Below are 25153 nucleotides of genomic sequence, written 5' to 3' on the forward strand. Positions count from 1 at the left end.
AATTTCCAAACTTGATAATCCCTACTCAATACTTAACACTGCTATTACCAAACAAATATATCATCCAAAATTCTTCCTCCTGAGCCGCGACCAGAGAACAATTCTTCTACAAGTTTACGAATGTCTTTGTTGGAATAATAATCCTTCGCTTTTCCTTTCGGCATTTCTTGCTGTATATTTTTCTTGGATAAACTCTTCACCTCTTTTGCGAAGTAGACCACTCCCCCATCCTCTAAAGCCAAGCCCAAAATTGCACCTGGCAAACCATTAAATGACTCTGGACCAACAGAAGGAACGATTTTCTCGGCATACCAAGCATAAATATTTGTTGAATCGTTGGCTACCCAAAGTGCTTGTTTCGTTTCAAACCCAGCAATTGTTCTTCGGTTTTCTGTAATGATCCATTCTCTTTGTTTAAGTGTATCCTTTAAATAAATTTCTGCTCCGTAATAGAGGAATTGACGTTCCATTTTATTCGAATTTAAATTCTGATACGTTGTATTTTTCATCGTAGACCACTCTCTGTCTTCATCTCCTACTTCTGGCAAAACAGGTTTAAAAAGGGATGTTGAGTCATTAAAATACAGAATATATTCATCCGTTTTTGGTTTTTTCATCCAATCTTTATTATTCCCCATCGTTTGAGCACCTTCGTAGCGCTTTTCTAAATTCGTTCTTTTCTCAAAAACGATTTCGCCTGAATAAATTGCCTGACCAAAAGACCAAGTAGTCAAGAACAAAAAAGCAATTCCTACTATAATTCTAGAACCATCTACCCCTGCCTTCATCTGCTTTTGTTTTATTATTATTGAATCTTAATGTTGCTCCTACCATAAAGTAACGTGCTATTATTCTACTGCGAGTATCTGTAATAATATTGGTTCCCACATTTCTAGAGATCCCAATATTCTGATTAAATATATCGTAAACTGATGCATTAATGACCAAATTTCCTGTCTTCAAGAATCGTCTGTTCAATTTTGCATTCCAAATAAATGGAGTTGCATTAAAGCCTTCTGCTCTTCTGGAATTAATTTCATAAACCGCATCTGTTTCTACAAAGAACCTAAAAGGCAGTTCATAAAAAATGGAGGCTTTGTACCTTTGAACTGTATAAGGTTCATTTAATCCCATAGATAAATTACTGCGTGGATCATTATAACTCAATATGGCGCTAATGCTAAGTTCAATTGAATCAGAGCGCATTTCAAGACCTAATTCTGCATCTATATTATAGTTTTCCGTAGTATTTTTCTCATTGTTGATTTCGGAATTAAAACTAGTATACCCCCCTGATGCTTGTGGCCTTAAGGTTAATAGTTTTTTGAAGATAGGAATTCCTCCACCGGCATAAAAACCACTGTAAATATTTCCATCCACGTTAATAGCTGTTGCCACTGACTGTCCTGTTGGTGTGTATATTATTGAGTTGGAGAAATCATTATCAAAGTAATTCATATACAATCCACTGTAAACGTAGCTCTGCTTTAAAGCGTTCCATTTGTTATAGTTTACACTTAATTTATGTGAATAATTGGGTTCTAAATTCGGGTTTCCTATCACTAAACTATTTGGATCTGTATTGTCTCTCACCGGTTGAAGCTGATTTAAACTGGGTTGATCAGACGTAGTTTTATACACAAATTGGATTCTGTGCGCATTTGAGAATTTATAATAATACTCCAAATAAGGTAGAATATTATCCACATTTTGATTAATATTAGTATTATTGATATTGTTAAAATTATCAATTACGACATTTCTGAAACGCGCTCCCGCTTCTAAAGTATGCTTTCTATCTTTAAACAAGATTCCTAAAGCTCCTCTATTTTCCAATCTTGTATTGCTGAAATCGTTACTATACAATTCCGCATAATCATCATATCCCGATGCTGTTCTATTAAATGTAGACGTTGCCTGTTCACCGTAAAAATAATCCAATCTGTATTGGAATTTAAGTCTAAAACTTCTCGTAATTGGTTCCATGTAATCCACAATCAAGCGGTGACCTGTGGTATTGTTGACCATGTTTCTTTTTTGGTCATAAACAGAATCAGGAATATTAAACTGTCCAAAAAACAAGTCGGAATTTAGTGTATTATTCCTATCAGTTTCCGTGTAGCCTAATTGATAAACAACATCTAGTTCTCTAAATCGCTTATCAAATTTTTTATTTAATTCTAATTCTACGTTACCTTCTAATCCATCAGCTTCAGATTCATTTCTCACATTGGTGGCGCTAAATCTCTGTTCGTTCTTCGTAAGAAAATCGCTTGTATTTGTTGTTAATGAAGATTCATTTCTTAAAACAAGGTTAGACTTCAATTTCAATTTTGTTTTGTCATTCACATCATATTCAAAATCCATGTTTACGGTATGAGATTGCTGTAATTGATCAGTAAATGAAGAATCTCTTTTCAGGTAAGTCGTATCTGCAAAAAAGAATTCAGAAGTTCGAACCTGTTCAGTTGTTAAACGACTGTCATTATAAGTATAGTTTACATTCATTTTTATTTTCTCAGAAAGTTTATTCGAAAAATAAAAACCACCTTTGTAATTCTCCGGCAAACCATTCAAACGGCTGGTATTCATTATGGAACCCCAACCACCAGACATTTCATTAGTCAATCCAAAACGCGATGCATCTCTATAACTAAATCCGGTGTTAGGCGTATTGGAACCCAATGCGAAAACAGAGACTTTAAGGTCTTTATTGAAATAGTTTGCCAAGACTTCACCTTCGTAGAAACCACTTCCATTGGGCAAATCATCAAAATATTCAGAGTTAAAGCCGCCACTTCCTGCCACTTTTCCAAAATATCCTTTCTTGGCATCGTCTTTTAATTTTACGTCTAAAACTTGAATTTTGTCTTCTGAATTTCCACCGGAGGTTTCATCCTCGGCTTCATAAACCTCTATTTTATCAACACCTTCCGCAGTTAAATTTCGAGTGGCAATAGTTGGGTCAGAACCAAAAAACTCATCTCCATCAACCAGAACTTTTGTCACCTTTCGACCTTGTGAACTTACATTTCCATCATCATCTACTTGCAAGCCAGGTAAATTTTTCAATAAATCTTCCACCATTGCATTTTGCTTTGTTGCAAAAGAATCTGCCACATATACCAAAGTATCTCCCCTGAAATAAATCGGTTCTTTATTCGCATAAACAACCACTTCGTCTAACTGTGTAGCTTGCTCTGGAAGGATAATATTTGGAATATGAATTTCATTATTTTCTTCGGATCCAATAATATAGAAACGTTTTTCATCGAAATCGTGATGAGAAACAATTAGCTCCATGGTATCGATAGGAACACCTTGTAGATTGTAAGTTCCATCTGCTTCGCTACGCGTGTACCCCATCAATAACCCATCAGAAAGTCGAACAGCCATTATCACGGCATTTTCTAATGGTTTGTCATTTAAAGTATCATTTACAACTCCCGTAAACTTCATTTCTTGTGAATAAGAGAGGGAAGTGAACAGAATAAGGAATAAGGCCAGTAATCTTTTCATTTGTGATTGTTTTCTGTTCACAAAAATAATCTAATCATTTCAGTACAGGGGCATTTATATGTTGAGCTGCAATTTCCAATGATTAATGTTTAATTATTAATGTTTAACGTTATTAATGTTTAAGGTTATTAATGTTTAAGGTTTAATTATTAATGGTTAACACCCAGAGCACTTAATTTCAACTGTGTCGAAATTGTGGTTTGTTTACTATGAAAAACAAGTGCAGCGCAACAACGACAACCGTTAAACATTATATTACAAATTTGCATCTGAACTTATAGAAAAGGTTCATTTGAGCTATTTCAAAATTATCAATTGTTAATTATCAATTGTCGATTGTCTTTTTTCTTTAATTTTGAAGCATACAAAGAAATAGAGTAGAATTTGAAGAAAGGAAAAGTTATAAAGTCGACAGGTAAATGGTACATCATTGAGTTAGAAAACGGTGAAATCATCAACGCTGGAATTCGTGGAAAAATACGATTGAAAGGATTAAAAACTACAAATCCAGTGGCCGCTGGCGATGAAGTGATGATTACAGAGAATGAAGATGGGACTGGAGTAATTTCAGAAATTCTTCCGCGGCAAAATTACATTGTTCGGAAATCTATAAATCTCTCTAAGCAGTCGCACATCTTAGCTGCGAATGTTGATAGGGCTTACCTATTGGTAACACTTTTTGCTCCTGAAACTCATTTGGCTTTTATTGACCGTTTTTTGGTTGCTGCTGAAGCCTATCGAATTCCTGTGACTTTACTTTTTAATAAAATTGATATTTACGAAGGAGATGAAATTCAGGTCGTGGATGAAATAATGGCCATGTATGAAAGCATTGGCTATTCCTGCGAGAAAATTTCTGCTTTAAACAAATCAAATATTGATTTTCTAAGAAAGGACATTAAAGACAAGCAAGTAATGATTGCTGGACATAGTGGGACCGGAAAAAGTACTTTGATTAATGCTTTGGACAGTAACTTGGATATTAAAACTGCAGAAATTTCTATTCATCACTTGCAAGGACAGCACACCACAACTTTTGCAGAAATGCATAAATTGCAAACTGGCGGCTATATTATTGACACGCCCGGAATTCGTGCTTTTGGAGTCATTGACTTGGATAAAAAAGTCATGAGTCATTATTTCCCAGAAATGCGTGCTTTAATGAACGAATGTAAATATCACAATTGTCAGCACCTTAACGAACCAGAATGTGTGATAAAAGATGCGGTTGAAGAAGGAGAAATAGAAGCTTCACGTTACAACACTTATGTTGATTTAATGACGGAAGATCAAACTCAAAACTACAGATAAAAATTACAGGTAAATGAAAGTAGTGATTCAAAGAACAACGGAAGCCAGCGTGACAATAGAGCATAAAATCACTGGGCAAATTGGAAATGGATTAATGATTTTATTAGGAATTGCGGCTGATGATACTGATGATGACATTGAATGGCTGTGTAGAAAGTTGACTAATTTACGCATCTTTTCTGACGAGGAAGGACTGATGAATCTCAGCATTCAAGATATAAAAGGCGAGTTTTTGGTGGTTTCTCAGTTCACTTTACACGCCAAAACCAAGAAAGGAAACCGCCCAAGTTTTATTCATGCGGCAAAACCAGATATCGCTATTCCAATCTATGAAAAATTCAAAAAAGTCTTAGCCATCGTAAGTGGATGCAAAGTAGAAAGCGGAGAATTTGGTGCTGACATGAAAGTTTCACTTGTGAATGATGGTCCGGTAACGATAACGATTGACACTAAAAACAAAGAATAATGAAGATTTCTGAACTACAAACTACAGTTGACAATTGGATCAAAGAACATGGCGTTCGTTATTTTGATGAACTCACCAATACCGCTGTTTTAATGGAAGAAGTGGGCGAAGTGGCTAGAATTATGTCAAGAAGATATGGTGAACAAAGCGAAAAAGAATCTGATAAAAACAAAGATTTAGGCGATGAATTGGCAGATGTTCTTTTCGTGTTGACTTGCATTGCCAATCAGACTGGAGTAGATTTAACGGAAGCTTTGGCTAAGAATTTAGAGAAGAAAACGAAGCGGGATGGGGAAAGGCATCATGGGAATGAAAAGCTTTTTTAATGATTAATTCAAAAAGTTTACTTGCAATTTAGCTTTCATTCAAAAAGAATTCTTGAACTGTCCTAAACCTAATGAGCAAAAGACCTAAACTAGATTTTAATTGTCATTTATCGATTGTGAATTGTGAATTGAAAATTATCTTTGCCCTATGAAAGAAACACGCATCAATAAATATTTAAGTGAAGCCGGACATTGTTCTCGTAGAGCAGCGGATAAACTGATTGAACAAAACCGCGTAACCATCAATGGAGTTGTACCAGAAATGGGAACTAAAGTTCAACCGGGAGATGTGGTTGCTGTTGATGGGAAAAATATCGACAACAAAAACAGAAAAAATATTTATATTGCTTTAAACAAACCCATTGGAATTGTTTGTACGACAGACACACGTGTTGAACCAGACAACATTATCGACTTCATGAACTATCCAGAGCGAATTTTCCCAATTGGACGTCTAGATAAACCAAGTGAAGGATTAATTTTATTGACTAATGACGGAGATATCGTAAACAAGATTCTGCGTGCGAGCAACAATCATGAAAAGGAATATATTGTTTCTGTTGACAAGCCAATAACTCAAGATTTTATAGATAAAATGGGAAATGGTGTTCCCATTCTGGATACCATCACCAACAAATGCATCGTTGAACAACTCAATAAGCGCACATTTAAGATTATCTTGACACAAGGATTAAACAGACAGATTCGCCGTATGTGTGAATATTTCGATTATGAAGTAACGGCCTTAAAACGCGTTCGAATTATGAACATTTTACTGGAAGACACACCTGTTGGAGAATGGCGTTATTTATCGGAGCAAGAATTTGGAAGATTGAGTGAATTGATTGATTATTCGAAAAAAACACCAGATTAATGGTTTGAGAGTTTTTTGATTTACTGTGTTACGGACGATTTGCAAATCGTCCGTAACAGAGCAAATGAAAAATAAGATTACCTGATATACAAATCGTCCCTACGACAAAAACTTAGTGCATCTCGGCTAAATTCTTCTCCTCCCTTTTTTCTCTTCTCTGTGTATCTCTGTGAAATCACTCACATTCGACAAGCTCAGTGCAAAGCCTTTTATCTCTGTGTAAAAAAAGTGCCAAAGGCACTCTCACAAAACCTTTGCGAACCTCTGCCCCTCCGCGCCTCTCCTGCGTAATTCTTTCCTTTTTTCAGCATTACAATTGTTCGGCAACTAATGTTACTTTTTTTACGGATAAAATTTCTTAAATTTGGACTTCTAAAAAATTAATAAGAACATGAGCAAAATAGAAAATATAGATTGCCTTATCATTGGGTCTGGTCCTGCGGGATATACTGCAGCAATATATGCAGCACGTGCAGATATGAATCCTGTTATGTATCAAGGACTTCAACCAGGTGGACAATTAACAACAACAAATGAAGTAGAGAATTTTCCTGGATATCCTGACGGAGTTACTGGACCTGAAATGATGGTTCAACTCCAAAAACAAGCCGAACGTTTTAAAACGGATGTTCGCACAGGCTTTATTTCTAAAGTTGATTTCTCTGGTCCAATTCACAAATGCTGGGCAGAAGATGGAACGGAAATTCACGCGAAAACTGTAATTATTTCCACTGGAGCTGCAGCAATGTACCTAGGATTAGAGTCAGAACAAAAATACCTTAAAATGGGTGGTGGAGTTTCTGCTTGTGCAGTATGTGATGGATTTTTCTATAAAAACCAAGAAACTGTAATTGTTGGAGCTGGTGATACGGCATGTGAAGAAGCGCACTATCTTTCAAAATTATGTTCGAAAGTAACGATGTTAGTTCGTCGTGACGAGTTCCGTGCTTCTAAAATCATGGAAGACAGAGTAAGAAACACACCAAACATTGAAATCCTTGTAAACACAGAAGCTGTTGAAGTTTTAGGTGATGACAATGGTGTTACTGGAGCACGTGTAATCAACAATAAAACGAAGGAAACAATGGATATTCCTTGTACTGGTTTCTTCGTTGCTATTGGACACAAGCCAAATACAGAGATATTTAAAGATTACATCAATTTAGATGAAACTGGTTACATCAAATATGAAAAACCAGGAACTTCTTTAACAAATGTACCTGGTGTATTTGTTTCAGGAGATGCAGCAGACAATGTTTACCGTCAAGCTGTTACTGCAGCAGGAACAGGTTGTATGGCGGCATTAGATGCTGAGAGATATTTAGCTGCTCTAGAGGGGTAGTTTGAACTTTATGGGTATTTGTATGGGCGATTTGCAAATCGCCCTTACAAATCGCCCATACGAATCGACTGTTATATCCCTAAAATCAATGGTGGCAACTCTTCAAGGTGTTCAACCCTTTCCAATCCTATTTTTCCTTCATGCGTTTTATTTGGATCAAATAAAACACCGCGGATTCCAGAATTTTCGGCACCTACAACATCTGCATTAATGTCATCACCTATCATAATAGAATTAGCAGCTTTTGCATTCGTTCGTTTCAATGCACCTTCGAACACCAGCGGATGTGGTTTTGCCTTACCAACTTCTTCACTGCATAAAACATCGTCAAAAAAATGTAGAATTCCACTATTTTTTAACTTAGTGAATTGGACCTCCTTAAAACCGTTTGTAATGATATGTAAATTATAGTTCTCGTTCTTTAAATCTGTTAACACTTCTTTTGTAGATGGGAATAGATGCGTTTGAAAAGGAGAGATTTCCAAATAGCGATCACTCATCTGCTCCCCCATTTTTAGATTATCAATTTGAAATTCTTTTAATGTTTCAGAAAACCTACCATTTCGCAATTGTATCTTGTCTATTTTCCCCTGAGCGTAATCTCTCCAAAAACGGGCGTTGACCTCTCGATAAACATCTAAAAAAGTATTAAATGAAGATGAATGATCACTCAGTTTCAACTCATCATAAATGATTTTCAATGCACTCTCTGAGTTTTTATCAAAATCCCACAGCGTTCTGTCTAGATCAAAAAAAACATCTTTTATAAAATTCATAACACTAAATCTTTTATGAAATAAGTTCCACCAGTAATAATGAAACAATCTATCGTGAGGAACAATATGATTAAAGGAAAAGTTTGCTTGTAGTGCTTATAGAATTTTGCAGTAATGATTGTTCCTACAGGGATAGATAAAAACAAGGGAAAAGCCCAATAGGTAAAAATTCTACCAATTTTTTGTTTATATTTTATTACGTTCCTGTTGGTCTTGGTAAATTTCCTTTTTACTGGAATCACCTTCCCCTTCTGCTTCGCTTTTTTAACCCTCTTGGAGTGTCTTTCAACGGAAAGATTCATGAAGTAACTACTTCCAAAATAAAAGAGTGTTGCTGAAATATATCCACCAATTGAACACGCAATGAAAGTCTCCCAAAACGTTAATCCTGCAGCAGGTCCTGCTAAGGGAGTAAACATGAACTTCCAAGAACTAAACAATGCGAAACTAAGATAAGTCCACATAAAAATTTAGACTTTTTCTCCGTAAGCCAAATCGCCAGCATCACCTAAACCAGGAACGATATAAGAATGAGCTGTTAATTCTGAATCTACGGCACCAACCCAAATCTTGGTAGATTTAGGCAACTTTTTTTCAATAAAGTTTAACCCCTGCTCCGTGGCAATACCAAAAACCAAGTGTACTTGCTTTGGTGTTCCATATTTTTTCAAAACTTGATAAACAGCGGCCAAGGAGTTACCTGTCGCCAGCATTGGGTCACTGATAATTAAAACCTTTCCATCCAAGCTTGGTGAAGCACAGTATTCAACATCTATTTCAAAATCCTCTTTCGTTGTGTGTCTTCTGTAAGCGCTTACAAAAGCCGAGTCTGCCTTATCGAAATAATTCAACAATCCTTGATGCATTGGTACTCCAGCGCGTAAAATCGTCGCCAAAACAATATCATCATCGCAAGTACTCATTATCGCCTCTCCTAACGGAGTAGTAATTTCTTTTTCAGAATACTTTAAGGTTTTGGAAAGTTCATAAGCCATTATTTCGGCAATACGTTCAATATTTCTACGAAAACGCAGGCGGTCTTTTTGCACTTTTGCGTCACGAATTTCAGAAAGAAATTGATTGAAAATGGAATTATTTTTTGAGAAGTCAGTTATCATAGCCATAAATTTACCGCTAAATTACTAGCTTCTTACAATATCGAGATAATTATATTGGATTTTTTTAAAGTTACATGACTATGATTTGAAAGCTCGCCGCAGCACCTTGCTTAAAAAACAAGCTTTAGATTGTGTAATTTATTGAATTTGTGTTTAGTTTGGCACCTTATCGAAATGAAATCTAATGGATTTCATGTTCCGGCAGAACGTGATTACGGAATTATTTCAAATGAACAATTAAACACTCGCCATGTAAGATTGCAAAATAATTGTTGCACTTACCTCATCGATTAATTCTTTTTGTTGTCTTTTCTTTTTCGAGACTCCCCCTGCAATCAAGGATTGCATCGCCATTTTGGAAGTAAATCTTTCGTCCATCATTACAATTTGTAGACTTGGAAATTGTTTATCTAAGGCTTCTTTGAATAAACGAACGTTTTGAGAACTGTGAGAATCTTCCATATTTAATCGTTTGGGCTCACCCAAAACCAGGGTCCCCACATTTTTTTCCTTTACTGTTTTCAATAAGAACGTCATTACTTCTCTCGTAGCTACAGTTGTTAAACCCGATGCAATGATGTTGTTTTCATCCGTAATTGCGATTCCTGTTCGTTTCATTCCGAAATCAATTGCTAAAATTCTTTTCATCTATTCTTTTATAAATTTTTGCTTACTCAATAAGTTGTTTTGATTGTATAAGGCTATGAAATAAATTCCCTTAGGGAATTCCTTTGTAGACACAAGCATTTCGCTTTCCAGCATAGGCAGGTCACTCATGATTTTACCCTTGCTGTCCATAATTTTTATTTGTTTGTGGGCATGAACTTCATCCCAACTGATATGCAGAAGACCTTTCGTAGGATTTGGGTATATTTTCATTTGATTCAATGGGGCTTCTCCTGTTGTTCCCAAAGCACTTTTACGAAACCCAAAAGTATATTCTCCTTTATGCACCTCGGACAACTCCATTCTTCCATAACCATCTGTTAAATTCCCTTGAGTATATGCTTCATAATGCCCGTATTTTTGCCATGCTGTTTTTTGATTTGGTCTCCACAACAAAACTATACTGTCTTCGTGAAATGAAATTCCGTTATGGTCTGTCATTAAACCTACATCCAAATTTCCACTGGCAGTATTTCGTCCATCATAAAACAATCTTGCTTTTGCTTTGAAGCTATTTGAAATAATTCCATCTACTTTCCAATAACGATCTGGCGAAATAACATATTCAAAACCTAAATTTGAATGATCAAAACCATCAGGTTCCACTCTGTAATGTTCAATTCTCAACATAGAAGAATCCTCTTCCTCTTGTACATTGAGGTAGAAATAAGCATAATTCAACTGTGCAGAAGTAGGTGAATTGACAATCAAATTCTCACCAGTTACAGCGTTCAACAATCTGCTGTCTTTGTTCAAGTAGACCATAACCGGAGAGAAAGGTACGAGAACGTCCACATTTTGTGCTGCTCCTGAAATTGTTCTTTCTACAGAAAATGTGTTCCAGTTAGCATCCACAAAGGTTATTTGAACGGGAACATCATCGAAATAATTAGGAGCCTCAAATAGTTTTTGCTGTATAAAAACTTTCACATCGATCTGACTCCCTTGTGTGTCCACAATAAAAGAATCTACTTCGAAGCCGTTAAATCCTGGATTAAAAACGTAGTTATCAAAAAAGTTATTAGCGTTATAGCCCGTAGAATTTATCAGTTCATCTCTAAAATCTTCAGCATTTATACTTTTGAATGCATAATTGCTTTGAATAGATTTAAGCCCCGCAAAAAAATCTGTATCTCCCATGTGAGAACGCAAATTATGCATTAACGTTGCGCCCTTGCTGTAAGTATGGGAACCGTATGTTGCATTATGAGGAACTCCAGATATGGGTAAAAAACCTCCATCTTGAAAGTGAGCTTTCTGAATCACATCTCGGTGTACACCTTTCAATTCATCGATATATCTGTCATAGTCATAAACATGTTCTAAGAAAATAGATTCACTATAAGAAGCCAGGCCTTCGTTGATCCACATGTCTTCTGCGGTTCTACAAGTCACTAAATTCCCCCACCAATGATGCGAAAGTTCGTGCGCCATTAAGGTTTCGTAATTTAAGCTTCCATCTGTAGCAAATTTAGGATACATCACACATGTAGCGTGTTCCATCGCTCCGCCATTAAAAGGAACCAAGGCAAATGCAATTTTATTCCAGACGTAAGGTCCGTAATTGTCTTCGTAGGCATCCATAGCACCAAACAAATTAACGAAGGAACTTTTCATATCTGAAGTGTCTTGCGGAGTTGCAATCAGCATTACAGGTGTTTGGCTATTGGTTAAACTGCTGGTATAAGTTTGCGCAACATGCGTATAAGGCGCGGCACCCACACAAGCTAAATAGGTTGGAATCTCATCTTCTAAAATCCATCGGCGAATGTTTTCGTTATTTGCACCCACGCTTTCGCTTTCTATAAAACCATTGCTGTAGGCTGTAATGGATTGAGGTGTTGTAATTTCAATATCATAAGTTGCGCGTTCTTCGAAATTATCAAAACAAGGATGCCATGTTCTTCCATAGTTGTGAGGTTCCGATTGAAAGGCGACGCCTAAATTGTATGCATAATTTCCAGAAAAGTAAAATCCACCAAAGCCTGAAGGATCTTTTTGCGGCGTTCCATGATAAAAAATAGAAACAGAGTCCTGATCTCCTTGGCTTAATACGCTGGCAAGATGCACACGTAAAAGGGTATCATTATAATTGTAAGTCAAGTGATTTGTTCCAGATTTCACAGAGTCGATTGAAAATTTTAGTAAATCGAGAGAAATACCATCAATGCCATTCATTTTACTTTCAAAGCTTACTTTACACGAAGCGGTTAAAATTTGAGAAGACATTTGCGTTAAGTCCATTTCTATTTGATAATTGAGCACATCAATGGTGTCGCTGCGCATATTATCAATTTCCCCATTGCTTTGAGAAAAACTTAAAGAAAAGTGGGTAAGAACTAGAATTATTGAAAATAGAAGTGTTTTAAATGTCCTCATCATTATTTTATTTAAAGTAACAATTGTACGAATGATGGACGAATTTAGTGTTAAATGAAAGAAAAACGAAAGGAAGTCCTTAATTTTGTTTTCATGACAAAGGAACAAGCTCAACTTTTTTTTCCGTATTCACCGGGTGATGATTTGGAAGACCTGTGGGAACAACGCCTATTCGAACAAAAGCAGTTTTTTTTGATGCGCCCCCCAATTCATTTAGTTTGGAAATCCAAGTTAAAGAAGTTAGAGCAGGAATATATCGCTTTTTTGACACTCACCCACCAAGAAAAAGAATCACTAAAACCTAAAGGAAATACTGGAATCAGTTTAAGTTTTCCTAATGATTTTTTATCTGCTTTTAATCAATTCCACAAAGAAAGAAACGCTCATAAATCGGAATTACTGAAAGCCCAAAACTATCCTGATCTTGTTGAAGCCACAGAAAATTGGCTACAAACTGAACTTAGTTTTGCCACATATTGGAAACTCGAAGCAACAGCACTCAATGATATTGAAGTAATTCGAAGTAAAGAACCCGATCCAATGGAGCTATTAGAGGAACTAAAAAATACACAAAACTTAATAAATTCGAGCTTGATTAGCGACCTAAAACAGAACTACAATATTCTCTCTGAAAACATGAAGAAAGAAGTAAAAAGATTAACTTTGTTGTCGAAAATATAGATATGGAAGGACAATTTGACAAATTAAAAATACAGCTAGATTTACAAGAATGGCCAAGGCTTTATCTCTTTAAATTCATTTCTCCTAGCGACAATAAAAAAATTGCGCTCATCACTGGAATGTTTGATGAAAACTCGGATATTAAAATTCGCCCATCAAGCAAAGGTACTTACACCAGCATAAGTGTTAAGGAAGTAATGATGAGTTCCGAACGGGTAATTGACCTTTATGAAAAGGCATCAAAAATTGACGGTGTAATTATATTATAATGATGTTATTAGTAATTGATATTCAACAAACAATCGCCAACATAGCTTGGATCACTTTGTTTATTTTACTTTTCTTAATAGGCTATAGAATTGTTGTTCACAGAATGAAACGTGGCCAAATAGAAAAAAAGCTTTATTTGACTTTACATCCGATAGAAAAAGATCCTGCAAACGGTGTTGTTCCAATTTTTATAGAAATGAACACACCAATGAATGTAGAGCTTTCGGTTTTTTCAACTGATGACAGCTTTAACAAGGTAATAGAAAGTAAAACATTTAAGAAAGGCGGAAACGTAATTCAATTAGACACAACAAAGCTTGAGAATGGTTTCTATTTTTACCAAGCAAAAACAGAAAATCAAAAAACACGAAAGCTCATTGAGATCAGAAATTAAAGGCTTATAATTGTAACGGAAAGGAATTGTTTCCATTATATCACTAGCAAACAAAAGACATGAAAAAACTAATCGTTCTATCTATTATTCTTGTTACTGGATTTACTACTCAAGCACAAGTAGACTTTGCACCAAAATCTTCTTTCAAGGTGGAAGTTGGTCTTCCTAACAACGCCAGCAACTTTGCTTTTCGTGATCTTATGCAAGGATTAGTTGTGGTTACTCCATCTTTTCAACATACGCTTGACAACACCTTAACTTTCGCAGTAGGATTGCGTTATGGCTTCTTCAATGTAAATGAATTTAAAAATAACATTGACATGACAGGAGGCGTTCACCTAGCAGGAGTTTTTGGAAAAATTGGTCAAGAAAAGTTCTATGGTAATTTCGGAATTGATTATGGAATAAGGTTTGGCTACTCAGCAAATATTTTTGACACCAACATTAACGAGGTAAAACTTGGAAAACCTCTTGTTGAAGACGCTGCTTTTATTGAGCCTACGCTTGGATTATCATTGATGGCAACGGAAAGAACTTCTTTTAGACTTGCTCTTGGTTATGCAATTCATGATTTTGTTTTCTCTCCAAATCAAATGGGAATGGAGAAATTTAGTGGAATCAAGGATTCAAAACTAGATAGTAGAACAAGCTATTTCACTATTGGGTTTGGTTATTCATATTATTTTGGAGTACAGTAATATTCTGGATAGAAATACATCAAAATAAACACCTTGGAATTATGCACTATTTTAAAAACTATTTCAATAGTGAGAATAGCATGAAACAAAGGTGAATATATAAATGCTACAATGCGAAGCAAACTACTTCCCTACTCTTTTCACCCAGTCTTCTTCGCGTTTTAAAAAGCGAGCAAACTTATTGGGTAATGCAATTTCAAAGATTAGTTCTTCCTTGCTTTTAGGATGCCTAAATGAAATTCCTACCGCGGCTAAAAACAAGCCTTTATGCTTTAAGGTAAAGCCCTTCTCCCCATATTGCTTATCGCCCACAATAGGAAAACCTAAGCGGGAAAGATGAATTCTTAATTGATGCTTTCTTCCCGTATGAGGAGAAAGTTTTAGCAAAGAAATCCATTCATTTTTTACCGAAGGAAAAACCGCCAAGGACTCGAAATAAGTTAGCGCCTCTTTTCCATTAATGTCGCTGTTCAATTTACCCCTTCCTTCCAACCTTCCTTGAACAATTGCTTGATAATGTTTCTTAACCTCTCTTCTTTCGAAAACATGCCCAAGCTCCACTCTTGTACTATGGGTTTTCGCAACAATTACAATGCCGTGAGTGGGTGCATCCAATCTATGCACGGGTAAGGGAACAGGAAGATAGTCTTTGGCATTGCTTCTCTTTAAATGATTTGGCAAAGCATTCTGTAGTGTTTTGAAAGTATTTCCTGAAACAGGAATACCCGCCGGTTTTTCAACAATTGCTAATTCATTGTCTTCATAAATTATATTTAGATCAATTTCAAAAACACGGTGAGCTGCAACACTGTTTTCATAAATAATAATTTGGTCGCCTTCTTGCACATAATCTCCTGAGTGGGTCCGTTTGCCATTTAAGGTTATTTGTTGTCTTGATAAGGCTTTTTTGATTCCTTTTCGGGAAGAAATAGTATCTAGCTTGCCCACCAAATAGTCATAAATTCTTGTTTCTTGTTCACAATTTTCAACGGTCAACTTTTCAATTTCAGTTTTATGAAAAGAAGGAATAACAGTCATTGCACTTATTTAAAAACAGGGATTCGTAGATAAAATAAACTAAAACTTAGTTATTCAAAGAAAACTTTAATGTCTTGCGCTTGAACACGAGATCTCACCCAAGTATTTACGCGCTTTTTCTCTTCTGCATCAAGTCCAACAGAGTCTACTGTAAAAAGCACCAATGCTGTTTCGTACGGTGTTTTTAAAGAGTCTTTAAATTTAAATGAGCTTGCATAGGTACAAGTCTCAAATTGAGGGTAAATCGCACGAATTTCATCCAACAAAACACGTCCCATGTATTGATTTTTTTGAATACTATCTAATGTAGCATCGCGTCTTTTTACTTCACTCAACAAATGTGAAAGTTCTTCTCTCAGTTTCAATGTTTCATCATTGTTGTTACTTGAGAAATTGGAAAAAGAGAGTCCTTGTTTGATGATAACATTTGCATCATCAATATCAAAATTATGTACTTTTTCAGAGATCACCTGCTTTTGGTTTTCGTTTAACTCCGTACCACCATAAACTAAAGTGATTTGTCTAGCACTTTGATTCACATCGCTTTTTAGCAAATAATTCCCTTCAAAAAGGCTTACATTAGCAATATAGTTATTGGCTTTTTCTGAGAACTTCTCGTTTTGAACTAATCCATAACCAAAATATATACTAGGAAGAAGAACAGCTACACTCACAGCTGTGATCCAACGATTGATTTTAGTTTTTTGCTTTACATCCACCACAGTTCTTATTGGCAACTTTAGCAACTGGGTAACAATAGCAGAGGCTATTGCGATAAAAACAGTATTAATGGTAAACAAATATAAGGCACCAAAAAAGAAGTGAAATTGGCCAGTAGCCAATCCGTAACCTGCTGTACACAGAGGTGGCATGAGGGCCGTTGCAATCGCTACTCCAGGAATAACGTTTCCTTTATTTTTACTGGTGATAGCGATAATTCCTGCAACACCTCCAAAAAATGCAATAATTACATCATATATGGTCGGACTTGTTCTCGCTAACAATTCCGACTGTGCGGTTGACAATGGGCTCAATAAAAAGTAAAGAAAAGAAGCAACTAAACTGGCACCCACGGCAAATGAGAAGTTTTTGATTGCTTTCCTAAATAAATCAAAATCGTAGGTAGCAATACTGTAACCCATAACGTTAATTGGTCCCATAAGAGGAGAAATAAGCATGGCTCCAATAATTACAGCTGTTGAATTGACATTCAATCCCACGGAAGCCACAACAATGGCAAAAACCAAAATCCAAAGGTTTGTACCTTTAAATCTTAACCCTTTTAAGATTTCAGCATGAATAAAGTCATGAGATTCAACTTCTGAATCTAAACTAAAGTAATCGGTAATTTTTCTAAAAGCTTCCGCTGGAGTCATTATATTAGGATATTTAGACCAAATATAATACAACCCTGATAAAATTAGAGAATTGCAAAAAAATAAATATTTCAGCAGAGCACGTTAACTCATTAGTACTTCTTAGAAAATAGAGCAATTACTCGTGATTAGATTTGGTCTTATTTTTTACTAGAATCTGCATGACCTCTTCGCGATAATCAAAAGTTGAATCTTGAATGGTTTCACATGAATCGAACGACATATTTTTAAAAATAGTGATTAAGGGACACCTCTTTTGTCGGCCAGAAAAATATACAGTAATTCAAAATAAAAACCAAGCTCAAAGCTCTCAACATAGACTTATGTCCTTGCAATAAAACTGCTTAAATTAGATTTAATTAATAAAACTCACCCCGATAAATAAGCCAAAAGAAAGAATACAATCTCACGCTAACTACTTTTGTCGATCAGTTCTAAATTCAAAAAGAGAATCCAAAGAACTTTTCAACAAAATGACGCTTTCATTTTTATTGAAGAAGATAAGCATTACCTTTGACGACTTGCAAAAAAAAGACTGATATGTTAACATTAGAGCCGAAAGAACTTCCAATTCCAAAATTACATCATTATTTATTAGGAGCCATAGGACCTCGTCCAATTGCGTTTGCTTCTACAATCGATGAAAATGGAACTCCTAATTTAGCTCCGTTTAGTTTCTTTAATATTTTTAGTGCCAACCCTCCTATTTTGGTTTTCTCGCCAGCAAATAGTGGGCGTACTGGGAAAACTAAGGACACTTACGAGAATGTAAAAAAAGTAGCGGAATGTGTAATTAACATTGTGAATTATGACATGGTGGAGCAAATGAGCTTATGTTCCTCTCCTTACGACATTAACATCAATGAATTTGAGAAAAGTGGCCTTACTCCAATTCCATCAGAAAAAGTAAAACCATTTCGTGTAAAGGAATCTCCTGTTCAATTAGAATGTAAAGTGATTGAAGTAAAAGAACTAGGAACTGGTGGAGGAGCTGGAAACTTAGTGATATGTGAAGTCATTAAAATTCATATCAACAAAGAGATTTTAGATGAAAATCAAATGATAGACCAGCATAAAATTGATTTGGTGTCAAGAATGGGAGGAAATTGGTATTGCCGCGCCAACAAAGACTCAATGTTTGAGGTTGAAAAACCTGTTACGGCCATTGGAATCGGTTATGATAATATTCCAGAAGATATTCGCACGAGTGAGATTTTAACAGGAAATGATTTTGGTAAACTAGGGAGCGTAGAAACCCTACCCAACGAAACTGATGTTAACGAGCACAAATTAATTGAATTATCAGAACTTTTTGTAACTTTAGAAGACGAACCAGCCAAATTAGAGGTAGAATTACATAAATTAGCGAAAGAATATTTAGCTAAAAATGAAATTGAAGCCGCTTGGATGACATTATTAGCATTTAATAACCAATAAAATAAACAACAACATTATGTTAAGCATTTCAGGAATTGTAAAAGTAAAAAAGGATACTGAGCAAATCACAGAGAAATTTAAGAAAAGAGAATTCGTAGTAACAGATGGATCAGGAAACTATCCTCAAGATATTTTATTTCAATTGACACAAGAGCGTGTTGACTTATTGGATAATATCAACGTAAATGACGCGGTGAATGTAACTTTCAATTTAAGAGGTCGTGAGTGGACAAACCCTCAAGGTGAAGTAAAATACTTCAACTCTCTTGATGTTTGGAGATTAGAGAAAAGCCAAGGTGGTGGAGCTCCTACTCCAATGGATATCGCTCCAGCAAGTGCTGATAAGGCGGAGACGTTGGTAGACGAAGGAGACGACGACCTTCCTTTTTGATTAGAAGACGCGATAACGGCGTTGGAGTAAATTTTAAAATTAACTCCGCCTTGTTCTAGCGCCTTCTAATTCAAAAATTGAGATTTAGGAATAAACATTAGATTTGAATTTTAAAATCCCCATTTGATGAGATTGTATCTTGTTGGTGGGGTTTTTTTATTGGATTTTATGATTCTGGAAGGAGATTAATTGGTGGAAACCCAAGGCCACGAGAAGCTTCGCTAAATCTCGCGGCAGCCCTTGGGGGCCTGCAATGCAATATTACAATGATGAAAAAAAACATTAATCATCTCGAATTGGAAGAGTATATCTATACGAAAGCATGAAGCGTCCTATTGCAAAAATACCAGCACCCAATACATCACCCAAACCATCTGCTTCAAAATCAGTACTGACATCGGCAACTAAACCAAAACCATGTAATTCACTCTGTCTGTAATACAATTCTGCACGGAACAATAATAATGGTAAGAAGAAATAAGTTTCGCTTCTATGAGAGAATTGGTATTCATCAATGTCCTTTATATGTACTTTGTTTATATATTTTTGATAATTAAAATGTGGAATTACAAACATTGCAAAATCGAGCTTCTTTCTTCGAAGAAGATTAACTCCTATCTGGATAGTTCCAGAATACCCCTCTACTCTTGACCAAAGAGTTTTATTTGGATTTGAACTGTAAAAGGATTTAAAAAAAGATTGATCTGTTTTAAATTCAAGACCAAAAATATATCTATTCGGAAACAAAACCTGATAAGTTAATGAACTGGAAACACCAGCGTAATCTTTCGTTCCTGTCTGTGCAAAAACTCCTCCTGCCAAACTAAACGAGTGCTCAGGTTTTGGAGTTATTGGTGGATGTTGACCATAAGAAAAATAGACTATAAAAAAGAATAGAAGAAGGAAGAATTGTCGCATAAGCTGTTGTTTTCAAGAGTTAAAGATAAAGTATAAATCTAAAACTTTATTATTATTACTCAAGTTTCGCACCTCTAATTTAGAGGGTTTTATCAATAAAAAATAGCATGAAAACCAAGGTAAACACCAGCTACCGCGAGATTATTCTCGTGGTAGTCTGAATCCTTGTTATAATCTACCTTAAAACTACAAATAATTTCAAAAACCTACTACCACTACTCCCTTTAAAATTTCTCTTTCTCCGCTATAATCAACAGTACTGCTGCACGGACAACCTTCTGGTCGAAAAATTAATCTCTGAATTTACAGGTGGATTAACATCAATTTTGGAGCGAATAATATTCTTTTAAAGATGTTTGAATCTGTTATTTGTGGATAGACATATTTGATTTATAATTCTTAAAGGAGATTTAAGTATGAAAACCCAAGGCCACGAGAAGTTGCGCTAAATCTCGCGGCAGCTTGGGGGATTGAGAACAGCACCTAAATCGGCTCCGAAAACAGATTTCCTTAAAAAGTGCAACTTCAGATTCAAATCCCTAATTAAAAGTTAAAACCATCAATTCCCATAACAAATTCAACCATAAATTGTATTATGTTTACATAACAAGTTTAAATATGAAAAATACAAAATATTCTATACTCGAACTCGCAATGGTGAATGAAAACACATCACACGAGGATGTTTTTAAGAACAGCGTTGAAGTCGCTCAAAAAGCCGAGGAGTTGGGTTATCATAGATTTTGGTTAGCTGAACATCACAACATGGTGAGTATTGCGAGTTCGGCAACAGTTGTTTTAATGGGACATATTGCCGCTAAAACGAATTCAATTCGCGTTGGATCTGGAGGAATAATGCTTCCTAATCATTCTCCATTGGTAGTTTCTGAACAACTGGGAACCTTAGGAAATCTATTTCCAAACCGTATGGATTTAGGTTTGGGTCGCGCGCCTGGAACAGACCAAGTAACAGCGCATGCCATACGAAGCGACAGAATGCAATCTGTTCACAAATTCCCCCAAGAAGTGGATGAAATTCAAGGTTATTTTGAGAATACTTCTACATCGACAAAGGTTCGCGCAACTGTGGCTGAAGGCGTTAATGTTCCTATTTATATTTTAGGCTCGAGTACTGACAGCGCGCACTTGGCTGCAAAAAAAGGATTGCCTTATGTTTTTGCGAGTCACTTTGCTCCTGCCCAACTGCACAATGCTTTGGCGATTTATCACAATGAATTTCAGCCTTCAAAATATTTGGATAAGCCATACACAATTGCCGCTGTAAATATTATTGCTGCTGAAACATCTGAAGAAGCAGAACGTCGTTCAACAAGTATGTACAGAATGATGTTGGGAGTTTTAACGCAACAATTAGATTACATGAGGGCTCCAATTGATATGAATGATGAAATTCGCCAATTGCGCAGTCATCCGGCTTTACAACAAATGTTGAATTACACATTTGTGGGAGATAAAAATGAGATCAGAGAGAAAACGAAGAAGTTTATTGAAGAAACTGGAGTGGATGAGATCATGACGACATCGTATTTGTACCATCAAGAAGATAGGTTAGAGTCGATTAGGATATTTGCTGAGATTTTTAAATAATTACGAATTAGAAAAACAATTACGAATTACGAATTAGAGAAATTACGAATTGATTTGGAACATTGCCTTTGGCAATGAACAGGAAGTGAAATTTCAAAATTCGTAATTCAAAGATTCGTAATTCGTAATTAATTAAATCCGCAGTTTCCTCATACATTATTACTTCTTAACAAACCAAGGAATATTTTAAAGTCTACGAGAGGTCAAAATTCAAATGATTCTCGTATTTTTGCACCTCAAAACAAGGTAGAGACAAACTATGAGTATTAAAGTTACACTTCCAGACGGAACTGTTAAGGAGGTTGAAAAAGGAACAACTTCTTTGGACATTGCCAGAGGCATAAGCGAAGGTTTAGCAAGAAACGTACTTGCTGCCGAAGTAAATAATGAAGTAATCGATGCAATGCGTCCGATTGAAACTGACAGTACCTTAAAGTTGCTCACCTGGAATGATAAAGAAGGAAAATCTACAATGTGGCATTCCTCTGCACACCTGATGGCTGAGGCTTTAGAGAGTTTATATCCTGGAATTAAACTAGCGATAGGACCACCAATAAAAAGTGGTTTTTATTACGATGTAGATTTCATGGACTACAATTTTGCTGAAAAAGACTTAGAGAAAGTAGAGAAAAAGATGAAGGAGCTGGCCAAAAAGAAAAGCGAATTTATCCGTGAAGAAATGTCTAAAGAAGATGCGATTGCTTACTTCAAAAAGAAGCAAGATCCATACAAGTTAGAATTACTTGAAGACTTAGAAGATGGCTCGATAACTTTCTACACACAAGGAGAATTTACAGATTTATGTAGAGGTCCACATATTCCACATACAGGAATTATAAAATCAATAAAATTAACATCTATCGCCGGAGCTTATTGGCGTGGGGATGAAAAAAATAAACAGTTAACGCGTATTTATGGAATTACTTTCCTTAAAAATGCCGAACTGAATGAATATTTAGAAAAATTAGAACTAGCGCGTCAACGTGACCACAGAAAACTAGGAAAAGAATTAGAATTATTCACTTTTTCACAAACTGTAGGTCAAGGTTTACCACTTTGGTTACCGAAAGGAGCTGAACTGCGTTTACGTTTGGAGAACTTTTTGAAAAAAGTACAAGAACACAGAGGTTATGAGCAAGTGATTACGCCACATATTGGTAGTAAAAAATTGTATGAAACTTCTGGTCATTATGCAAAATATGGAGCAGATTCATTCCAACCAATTAATACTCCTGATGAAAACGAGGAGTTTTTGTTGAAGCCAATGAATTGTCCGCATCATTGTGAGATTTTTAAAGCCAAACCTCACTCCTACCGTGAACTTCCAATTCGCTATGCAGAATTTGGAACAGTTTATCGTTATGAACAAAGTGGGGAATTACATGGATTAACGAGAGTTCGTGGATTCACACAAGATGATGCGCATATTTTCTGTATGCCTGAGCAGGTAAAAGAAGAATTTCAGAATGTAATTGACATTGTACTATACATATTCAAAACGCTGGACTTCAAGAAATTTACAGCACAAATTTCGTTACGTGATCAGGAAGATCATTCAAAATATATTGGAAGTGATGAAAACTGGGAGAAAGCAGAAAACGCAATTCTTGAAGCCGTTAAAGAAAAAGATTTAAATACAGTAATTGAATATGGCGAAGCTGCATTTTACGGACCAAAATTAGACTTCATGGTTGAAGATGCTTTGGGAAGAGAATGGCAATTGGGAACAATTCAAGTAGATTACAATTTACCAGAAAGGTTTGAATTAGAATACGTTGGAGCGGATAATCAGAAGCACAGACCGGTGATGATTCACAGAGCGCCATTTGGATCTATGGAAAGATTTGTTGCCGTATTGTTAGAACATTGTGCGGGAGACTTCCCATTGTGGTTAAGCTCAGAGCAATATGCGATACTTCCTATTAGTGAAAATTTCAATGAATACGCAGAAAAAGTTTCGAAAGTTTTAAAAAATTCCGATATTCGCGGCTTCATAGATGATAGAAACGAAAAGGTAGGTAAAAAAATTCGTGAAGCAGAGATGGGAAAAACACCGTTTATGCTTATCGTTGGTGAAAAAGAAATGGAAACGAACACAATCTCTGTGCGTCAAAGAGGTGCTGGAGATTTGGGTTCAATGCCAATTGAAGACTTCATTAAAATAATCAATAAATTAGTTGAAGAAGAGTTAAGTCATGAAGATTTAAATGCTTAACGGATAAAAAGAATAAATGAGAAAACCAAGAAGAACATTTAAGCCAAGGCAAGAAGATCCTAATAGAATCAATGATCGCATTCGCGTTCCACAGATTCGCTTAGTTGGCGATGGGCAGGAACCTCAGATCATGGATACAAAAGATGCTATTAAACTAGCAGACGAACAAGATTTAGATTTAGTAGAGATTTCTCCAAAAGCTAATCCCCCGGTTTGTAAAATCATGGACTATAAAAAGTTCTTGTACAACCAAAAGAAAAAGGAAAAGGAACTAAAAGCGAAGCAGTCTAAGGTTACCATTAAGGAAATTCGTTTTGGACCAAACACGGAGGAGCATGATTTTAATTTCAAATTAGATCACGCCAAGAAATTCTTACAAGAAGGAGCTAAAGTAAAAGCTTTTGTATTCTTTAGAGGTCGTGCCATTGTTTTTAAGGACCGTGGTGAGATTCTACTTTTGCGTTTTGCTCAAGAGCTTGCTGAATACGGAACTCTTGAATTGATGCCTAAACTAGAAGGGAAGAGAATGACAATTATGATTAATCCGAAGAAGGATTAATTACCAAAATACTAGTGAGTAAACATAAAAAGTGAGAATATGCCAAAAATGAAAACAAAATCCAGTGCGAAGAAGAGATTCCAAGTAACTGGTAGTGGGAAGATTAAGAGAAAGCACGCTTTCAAAAGTCACATCCTTACTAAAAAAGCAAAAAAACAAAAGCGTAACTTAACAAAAACTGGATATGTAACAAAAGCGGACCAGCCAAATGTTAAGATCATGCTTTGCATGAAGTAAAATTTTTCTGTCATGGTGACAGAGGTTAGTATTTAAACCCGGTGATGAGTAACTAAGACTTCTGGAAAATTGAAGCACTTTATTATCAAAAAACATTAAGAATATGCCAAGATCAGTAAATCACGTAGCGGCTAGAGCAAGAAGAAAATCAGTAATGAAACTTGCGAAAGGTTACTTCGGTAGAAGAAAAAACGTTTGGACAGTAGCGAAAAATGCTGTTGAAAAAGGATTAGTTTACGCTTATAGAGATCGTAAACAAAAGAAAAGAAAATTCCGTTCATTATGGATTATGCGTATCAACGCAGGAGCTAGACAACACGGAATGAGCTATTCTCAATTTATGGGGTTATATAACAAAAGTGAGTTAGAATTGAACAGAAAAGTTCTTGCTGACTTAGCAATGAATCACCCAAGTGCATTCAAAGCTGTTGTAGATTCTGTAAAAAAATAAATTATTCATCACTCACTAGGAAAGCCGAGATTGTCGAAAGACCTTCTCGGTTTTTTTATACTTTATTTTTTGGCTAAATCTCCAAGAATACAATCAATTTTAT

26 protein-coding genes are annotated in these 25153 nt (G+C 35.7%); 16 read left to right on the forward strand and 10 right to left on the reverse strand.

The features are described from left to right. Window positions 1–44: 44 nt before the first annotated feature. Window positions 45–788, reverse strand: coding sequence for a GLPGLI family protein (locus tag DIT68_RS04610; RefSeq protein ID WP_109358634.1), 744 nt, complete (start codon window positions 786–788; stop codon window positions 45–47). Continuing rightward, on the reverse strand, window positions 763–3519 hold the full coding sequence (locus DIT68_RS04615; protein WP_109358635.1) for an outer membrane beta-barrel protein: 2757 nt from the start codon (window positions 3517–3519) through the stop codon (window positions 763–765). The genes DIT68_RS04610 and DIT68_RS04615 overlap by 26 nt, the downstream gene beginning before the upstream one ends. Window positions 3520–3903: 384 nt before the next feature. Between DIT68_RS04615 and rsgA the strand changes: the two genes are divergently transcribed. The 5 genes from rsgA to trxB all read left to right on the forward strand — a co-directional run bounded on the left by rsgA (window position 3904) and on the right by trxB (window position 7838). Next, the gene (gene rsgA / locus DIT68_RS04620; RefSeq protein WP_109358636.1) at window positions 3904–4830 is read left to right on the forward strand and encodes a ribosome small subunit-dependent GTPase A; all 927 of its coding nucleotides are present in this window, start codon (window positions 3904–3906) and stop codon (window positions 4828–4830) included. Between the two features lie 13 nt (window positions 4831–4843). Continuing rightward, window positions 4844–5296, forward strand: a complete 453-nt coding sequence (dtd, locus tag DIT68_RS04625) for a D-aminoacyl-tRNA deacylase (RefSeq protein WP_109358637.1) — start codon at window positions 4844–4846, stop codon at window positions 5294–5296. Then, window positions 5296–5622, forward strand: a complete 327-nt coding sequence (locus DIT68_RS04630; protein ID WP_109358638.1) for a nucleotide pyrophosphohydrolase — start codon at window positions 5296–5298, stop codon at window positions 5620–5622. The genes dtd and DIT68_RS04630 overlap by 1 nt, the downstream gene beginning before the upstream one ends. A 148-nt stretch (window positions 5623–5770) precedes the next feature. Further along, window positions 5771–6496, forward strand: coding sequence for a 23S rRNA pseudouridine(2604) synthase RluF (gene rluF, locus DIT68_RS04635; RefSeq protein ID WP_109358639.1), 726 nt, complete (start codon window positions 5771–5773; stop codon window positions 6494–6496). Window positions 6497–6887: 391 nt separating this feature from the next. Next, entirely contained in the window at window positions 6888–7838 is a 951-nt protein-coding gene (gene trxB, locus DIT68_RS04640) for a thioredoxin-disulfide reductase (RefSeq protein WP_109358640.1), read from the forward strand. A 71-nt stretch (window positions 7839–7909) separates the two neighbouring features. On the opposite strand, the gene DIT68_RS04645 is transcribed toward trxB, so the two are convergent. The 5 genes from DIT68_RS04645 to DIT68_RS04665 form a co-directional block, all read right to left on the reverse strand. Further along, entirely contained in the window at window positions 7910–8614 is a 705-nt protein-coding gene (locus tag DIT68_RS04645) for a YjjG family noncanonical pyrimidine nucleotidase (protein WP_109358641.1), read from the reverse strand. After that, complete coding sequence (locus tag DIT68_RS04650) at window positions 8611–9078, reverse strand: hypothetical protein (protein ID WP_146194120.1); 468 nt, start codon at window positions 9076–9078, stop codon at window positions 8611–8613. Before DIT68_RS04650 ends, DIT68_RS04645 begins: the two co-directional genes overlap by 4 nt. 6 nt (window positions 9079–9084) lie before the next feature. Further along, window positions 9085–9732 (reverse strand): uracil phosphoribosyltransferase, encoded by a 648-nt coding sequence (upp, locus tag DIT68_RS04655; protein ID WP_109358643.1) that lies wholly within the window; start codon window positions 9730–9732, stop codon window positions 9085–9087. A 237-nt stretch (window positions 9733–9969) separates the two neighbouring features. Continuing rightward, on the reverse strand, window positions 9970–10380 hold the full coding sequence (ruvX, locus tag DIT68_RS04660; protein WP_109358644.1) for a Holliday junction resolvase RuvX: 411 nt from the start codon (window positions 10378–10380) through the stop codon (window positions 9970–9972). Beyond that, complete coding sequence (locus DIT68_RS04665) at window positions 10381–12780, reverse strand: M1 family aminopeptidase (protein ID WP_109358645.1); 2400 nt, start codon at window positions 12778–12780, stop codon at window positions 10381–10383. A gap of 90 nt (window positions 12781–12870) precedes the next feature. Between DIT68_RS04665 and DIT68_RS04670 the strand changes: the two genes are divergently transcribed. From DIT68_RS04670 to DIT68_RS04685, 4 genes are read left to right on the forward strand one after another with little or no spacing between them, the layout of a single operon-like run. After that, window positions 12871–13458, forward strand: coding sequence for a hypothetical protein (locus DIT68_RS04670; RefSeq protein ID WP_146194121.1), 588 nt, complete (start codon window positions 12871–12873; stop codon window positions 13456–13458). Window positions 13459–13460: 2 nt separating this feature from the next. After that, window positions 13461–13727 (forward strand): DUF493 family protein, encoded by a 267-nt coding sequence (locus tag DIT68_RS04675; RefSeq protein ID WP_233244152.1) that lies wholly within the window; start codon window positions 13461–13463, stop codon window positions 13725–13727. After that, on the forward strand, window positions 13727–14122 hold the full coding sequence (locus tag DIT68_RS04680; RefSeq protein ID WP_146194122.1) for a T9SS type A sorting domain-containing protein: 396 nt from the start codon (window positions 13727–13729) through the stop codon (window positions 14120–14122). The genes DIT68_RS04675 and DIT68_RS04680 overlap by 1 nt, the downstream gene beginning before the upstream one ends. A gap of 59 nt (window positions 14123–14181) precedes the next feature. Next, on the forward strand, window positions 14182–14820 hold the full coding sequence (locus DIT68_RS04685; protein WP_109358649.1) for a hypothetical protein: 639 nt from the start codon (window positions 14182–14184) through the stop codon (window positions 14818–14820). A 123-nt stretch (window positions 14821–14943) separates the two neighbouring features. Here the strand turns inward: DIT68_RS04685 and DIT68_RS04690 are convergent, their stop codons facing one another. Next, a complete protein-coding gene (locus DIT68_RS04690; protein ID WP_109358650.1) occupies window positions 14944–15858 on the reverse strand; it encodes an RluA family pseudouridine synthase in 915 nt (304 codons plus the stop codon). 50 nt (window positions 15859–15908) lie between these two features. After that, window positions 15909–17234 carry a DUF389 domain-containing protein gene (locus DIT68_RS04695; RefSeq protein ID WP_109358651.1) on the reverse strand — a complete coding sequence of 442 codons (1326 nt, stop codon included), beginning with the start codon at window positions 17232–17234 and terminating at the stop codon, window positions 15909–15911. 540 nt (window positions 17235–17774) lie between these two features. Between DIT68_RS04695 and DIT68_RS04700 the strand changes: the two genes are divergently transcribed. Together DIT68_RS04700 and DIT68_RS04705 are read left to right on the forward strand one after the other, a co-directional pair. Continuing rightward, complete coding sequence (locus DIT68_RS04700) at window positions 17775–18671, forward strand: flavin reductase family protein (protein WP_109358652.1); 897 nt, start codon at window positions 17775–17777, stop codon at window positions 18669–18671. A gap of 16 nt (window positions 18672–18687) precedes the next feature. After that, complete coding sequence (locus tag DIT68_RS04705) at window positions 18688–19062, forward strand: DUF3127 domain-containing protein (protein ID WP_109358653.1); 375 nt, start codon at window positions 18688–18690, stop codon at window positions 19060–19062. A 282-nt stretch (window positions 19063–19344) separates the two neighbouring features. On the opposite strand, the gene DIT68_RS04710 is transcribed toward DIT68_RS04705, so the two are convergent. Continuing rightward, window positions 19345–19980, reverse strand: a complete 636-nt coding sequence (locus DIT68_RS04710) for a hypothetical protein (RefSeq protein WP_109358654.1) — start codon at window positions 19978–19980, stop codon at window positions 19345–19347. Window positions 19981–20598: 618 nt separating this feature from the next. Between DIT68_RS04710 and DIT68_RS04715 the strand changes: the two genes are divergently transcribed. The 5 genes from DIT68_RS04715 to rplT all read left to right on the forward strand — a co-directional run bounded on the left by DIT68_RS04715 (window position 20599) and on the right by rplT (window position 25050). Further along, the gene (locus tag DIT68_RS04715; RefSeq protein WP_109358655.1) at window positions 20599–21588 is read left to right on the forward strand and encodes an LLM class flavin-dependent oxidoreductase; all 990 of its coding nucleotides are present in this window, start codon (window positions 20599–20601) and stop codon (window positions 21586–21588) included. Window positions 21589–21847: 259 nt separating this feature from the next. Continuing rightward, window positions 21848–23803, forward strand: a complete 1956-nt coding sequence (gene thrS, locus DIT68_RS04720) for a threonine--tRNA ligase (RefSeq protein ID WP_109358656.1) — start codon at window positions 21848–21850, stop codon at window positions 23801–23803. A gap of 16 nt (window positions 23804–23819) precedes the next feature. Beyond that, on the forward strand, window positions 23820–24362 hold the full coding sequence (gene infC / locus DIT68_RS04725) for a translation initiation factor IF-3 (protein WP_109358657.1): 543 nt from the start codon (window positions 23820–23822) through the stop codon (window positions 24360–24362). A gap of 39 nt (window positions 24363–24401) precedes the next feature. Continuing rightward, window positions 24402–24599 (forward strand): 50S ribosomal protein L35, encoded by a 198-nt coding sequence (rpmI, locus tag DIT68_RS04730; RefSeq protein ID WP_109358658.1) that lies wholly within the window; start codon window positions 24402–24404, stop codon window positions 24597–24599. Window positions 24600–24702: 103 nt separating this feature from the next. After that, window positions 24703–25050 carry a 50S ribosomal protein L20 gene (gene rplT / locus DIT68_RS04735; RefSeq protein ID WP_109358659.1) on the forward strand — a complete coding sequence of 116 codons (348 nt, stop codon included), beginning with the start codon at window positions 24703–24705 and terminating at the stop codon, window positions 25048–25050. Window positions 25051–25153 lie beyond the last annotated feature (103 nt).

Origin of the sequence: Brumimicrobium oceani (assembly GCF_003143775.1) — a bacterium.
GTDB lineage: Bacteria > Bacteroidota > Bacteroidia > Flavobacteriales_D > Crocinitomicaceae > Brumimicrobium > Brumimicrobium oceani.